Source organism: Nocardiopsis sp. CC223A, assembly GCF_030766825.1.
Classification (GTDB): Bacteria; Actinomycetota; Actinomycetes; order Streptosporangiales; family Streptosporangiaceae; genus Nocardiopsis.
In genome coordinates this window covers 1-3,606 of the sequence record NZ_JASFDV010000160.1, presented here as the reverse complement: position 1 = coordinate 3,606, position 3,606 = coordinate 1, and the positions used below count along the sequence as shown (strand labels likewise).

The window sequence follows — 3,606 nt, the reverse complement described above, 5'->3', positions numbered from 1 at the left end:
CGCCCGCCTCGCCGGGGCGCTGCGCGCCCTGGGCGCCCCCGCCACCCCGGTCCCGGCCTGACCCGTCACCCCTTCCAGGAAGGCAGCACCATGCGCGACATCCCCCGTCCCGGCGTCCCCCACCTCGTCCTGGTCGAGAGCAACACCACCGGCTCCGGGCGCGCGTTCTGCGCCGCCGCCCGCGACCGCGGCACCGAACCGGTCCTGCTCTCCCGCGACCCCGACCGCTACCCCTACGTCGCCCGGGACGGCATCGCCGCCGTCACCGTCGACACCGCCGACCGCGCGGCGGTCCTGCGCGCCTGCCGCGGCCTGCCCGGCCCCGTGGCCGGGGTGACCTCCAGCTCCGAGTACTTCGTGGCGACGGCCGCCGCCGCGGCGCGCTCCCTGTGCCTGCCCGCCCCCGACCCCCACGCGGTCGACCGCACCCGGGCCAAGGCCCGCCAGCGCGCGGCGCTGGCCGCCGCCGGGGTCCCGGTCCCCGCCTTCCACGAGGTGGCCTCGGTGCCCGCGGGCGTCGCGGCGGCCCGCGCGGTCATCGCCGCGGCCGGCCGCGCCGTGGTCAAGCCGGTGCTGGGCTCCGGCTCCGACGGCGTGCGCCTGTGCGCCCGTGCGGACGAGGCGGAGTCCGCGCTCATCCCCCTGCTGGCGGGCCGGACCGGTGCCCGCGCCCTGGTGGAGTCGTACCTGGAGGGGCCGGAGTACTCGGTGGAGACCTTCGACGGCCGGGTCGTCGGGATCACCGCCAAACACCTGGGACCGCACCCCCTCTTTCTGGAGACCGGCCACGAGTACCCGGCACCGCTTCCCGGGGTCCGCGAACGGGCGCTCGCCGAGACCGCCCTCGCCGCGCTCGCGGCGCTGGGGCTGGGCTGGGGACCGGCCCACGTGGAGATCCGCCTGACCGCGGCGGGCCCGCGGGTGGTGGAGGTCAACCCGCGGCTGGCGGGCGGCATGATCCCCGCACTGGTCCGCGCGGCCACCGGCGTCGACCTGGTGGGGGCCGCCGTCGACCGCGTGCTCGGCCACCGCCCCGGCCTCGCGCCGGACCGGTCGGGAGCGGCGGCCATCCGCTTCCTGTTCGCCGCCGAGCCCGGGACGGTGCTGGCGGCCTTCACCGGGGCCGCCGCCGACCTGCCCGGGGTCGTGTCCGCCGTGGTCACCGCCCGGGAGGGCGACCGGATCGAGATCACCCGCAGCTTCCGCGACCGGATCGGGCACGTCATCGCGCTCGGCCGCACCGCCGCGGAGGCGGCCGCCCGGGCACAGGAGGCCGTGGGCGCCCTGGCCGTGCTCACCGCCGGGCCGGAGCCCGCGGTGGTGCCGGCGGACTGAGCCGGGACCGGAACCGCCACGGAGGTGCCGCCCATCTTCCGCCCGACACTTCCGGCCCGGGGCGGGGGCCGGACGTAGTTTTCCCACAGCCGTTGAGAACCACCCCCCGACACCCCTGGCGGTACGTCATGAGATCCCTCATCACGGGAGACATCCCGGCACCCGAACGAGCGGAGATCCTGCTCTCGGGCACCTCGTCCGACGCGCACACGTGGAACCTCGTCTTCCTCCAGCTCCTGCTGGAGGAGGCGGGGCACCGCGTCGCCAACCTCGGCCCCTGCGTCCCCGACCGGCTGCTCGTCGACGAGGCCCTGGCACTGTCCCCCCGGCTCATCGTCCTGGGCAGCGTCAACGGGCACGGCCACCAGGACGGGCTCCGGGCCGTCACGGCCCTGCGCTCCCGCCCCGAGCTGTCCCCGGTCCCGGTGGTGATCGGGGGCAAGCTGGGGGTGAACGGACCCCTGGACGCGGACCGGGTCCGGGAGCTGACGGACGCGGGCTTCGACGCGGTCTTCGGCGACGCCGACATCGACGCCTTCGTCTCCTACCTGTCCCGCTTCGAGCTCCGGGTCGCGTCGTGACCGCCCCCGCGCCCTTCGGCGCCCGCATCGCGTCCGCCCGCGCCGCCGGGGAACTCGTGGTCCAGCCCCGCATGGGGTTCGGCGACCCGGCCCTGATGCGGCGGGGCCTGGAGGCCACCCGCGCCGCCCGCGCCGCGACGGTCGGCACGCTCACCCTGGACAGCTACACCCGGGTCGGCGACCACGCGTCCGCCCGCCGGGCCATCGCCGAGGGCGGCGGCGCCCTCAACGGCTACCCGATCGTGGCCCGCGACCGCGACGACACCCGCGCGCTGCTGCGCGACCTGCACGCCCCCGACTTCCCCGTCCAGGTCAGGCACGGGTCCGCCGCCCCGCAGGACATCTTCCACGCGCTGATCGAGGTCGGCCTGGACGCCACCGAGGGCGGCCCCGTCTCCTACTGCCTGCCCTACGGCCGGGTCCCCCTGGAGCGTTCCCTGGCGAACTGGCGCGAGAGCACCGAGATCCTCGCCTCGTGCGCCGGCCCGGGCCGGGTCCCGCACCTGGAGAGCTTCGGCGGGTGCATGCTGGGCCAGCTCTGCCCGCCGAGCATGCTCGTCGCCGTCTCCCTCCTGGAGGGGATGTTCTTCGCCGCCCACGGCATCACCAGCCTGTCCCTGAGCTACGCCCAGCAGACCAGCGCCGAACAGGACCGCGAGGCCGTCCGGGCCCTGCGCCGCCTCGCCGGGGAGCTGCTGCCCGGGGTGGACTGGCACGTCGTGCTCTACACCTACATGGGCGTGTTCCCCCGCACCCCCGCGGGGGCGTCCGCGCTGCTCACCCGGTCCGCGCACACCGCCGTCGCCGCCGGGGCCGAACGCGTCATCGTCAAGACCGAGGCGGAGGCGCACCGCATCCCCACGATCGAGGAGAACGTGCGCGCCCTGGAGACGGCGGCCCGAGCGGCCCGGGAGACGCGGCCGGACCCGTCCGACGACGGGGGAGAGACCTACCGCGAGGCGTGCGCCCTCGTCGAGGCGGTCCTGGACCTGTCCGACGACGTGGGCGACGCCCTGCTCCGCGCCTTCCGCCGGGGCCTGCTGGACATCCCCTACTGCCTGCACCCCGACAACGCCGGGCGGGTCCGCTCCTACATCGACGACACGGGGCGGCTGCGCTGGTCGGACACCGGGGGCCTCCCGCTGCCCGCCGTCGGGACACCCGCCCGCCGGTCCGCCGTCACCTCCGCGAACCTCCTGGAGACCCTGTCCTACGTCGAGCGCCGCTACGACGCCGCCGTCCACTGACCCGCCGAGACGAGGAGCACCCCCATGGGACCGGGCGGCACCGCCTACGGCCACGCCTTCACCCCGCACACGGTCACCCCCGTCGCCCGTGTGTGCGACGGCGACCGGGCGGTCGGCGACGGCACCCCCGGCCCGGTGACCCCGGCCCTGCGCGACGCCCTCCTGGGCGTCCGGACGGGGCGCGCCCCCGACCCCCGCGGCCGGCTGCGGCCGGTGCCCGCCGCCTGACGGCCCCGCCCGGCGCCCGCTCCGGCCCACGACCCCCCCCCCCCACCCCCCCCCCCCCCCCCCACCCCCCCCCCCCCCCCCCCCACCCCCCACGCCCGCCCCCCCCCCACCAGCCCACCGACCCCCCCCCCCCCCCCCCCCCCACCCCCCCCGCGCCGCCCCCCCCCACCCCCCCCCCCCCACCCCCGGACTACCCCGCCCCCCCCACCACCCCC

4 protein-coding genes are annotated in these 3,606 nt (G+C 77.8%); all 4 read left to right on the top strand.

Translation table 11 applies throughout. The annotated features are described in order from the left end of the window. Positions 1 to 90: 90 nt before the first annotated feature. The 4 genes from QJS33_RS31045 to QJS33_RS31030 all read left to right on the top strand — a co-directional run bounded on the left by QJS33_RS31045 (position 91) and on the right by QJS33_RS31030 (position 3,391). The gene (locus QJS33_RS31045; protein ID WP_306371635.1) at positions 91 to 1,335 is read left to right on the top strand and encodes an ATP-grasp domain-containing protein; all 1,245 of its coding nucleotides are present in this window, start codon (positions 91 to 93) and stop codon (positions 1,333 to 1,335) included. 128 nt (positions 1,336 to 1,463) lie between these two features. After that, the gene (locus QJS33_RS31040) at positions 1,464 to 1,916 is read left to right on the top strand and encodes a cobalamin B12-binding domain-containing protein (RefSeq protein WP_306371634.1); all 453 of its coding nucleotides are present in this window, start codon (positions 1,464 to 1,466) and stop codon (positions 1,914 to 1,916) included. Continuing rightward, positions 1,913 to 3,163: a methylaspartate mutase gene (locus QJS33_RS31035; protein ID WP_306371633.1), complete on the top strand. Its 1,251-nt coding sequence runs from the start codon at positions 1,913 to 1,915 to the stop codon at positions 3,161 to 3,163. The genes QJS33_RS31040 and QJS33_RS31035 overlap by 4 nt, the downstream gene beginning before the upstream one ends. Positions 3,164 to 3,187: 24 nt before the next feature. Beyond that, on the top strand, positions 3,188 to 3,391 hold the full coding sequence (locus QJS33_RS31030; RefSeq protein ID WP_306371632.1) for a hypothetical protein: 204 nt from the start codon (positions 3,188 to 3,190) through the stop codon (positions 3,389 to 3,391). The last annotated feature ends 215 nt before the right edge of the window (positions 3,392 to 3,606 follow it).

What these genes read in the sequence shown, in the direction of transcription:
- QJS33_RS31045 (WP_306371635.1), top strand. Translation starts at nt 91, where the DNA reads ATGCGCGACATCCCCCGTCCCGGCGTCCCCCACCTCGTCCTGGTCGAG.
- QJS33_RS31040 (WP_306371634.1), top strand. Translation starts at nt 1,464, where the DNA reads ATGAGATCCCTCATCACGGGAGACATCCCGGCACCCGAACGAGCGGAG.
- QJS33_RS31030 (WP_306371632.1), top strand. Translation starts at nt 3,188, where the DNA reads ATGGGACCGGGCGGCACCGCCTACGGCCACGCCTTCACCCCGCACACG.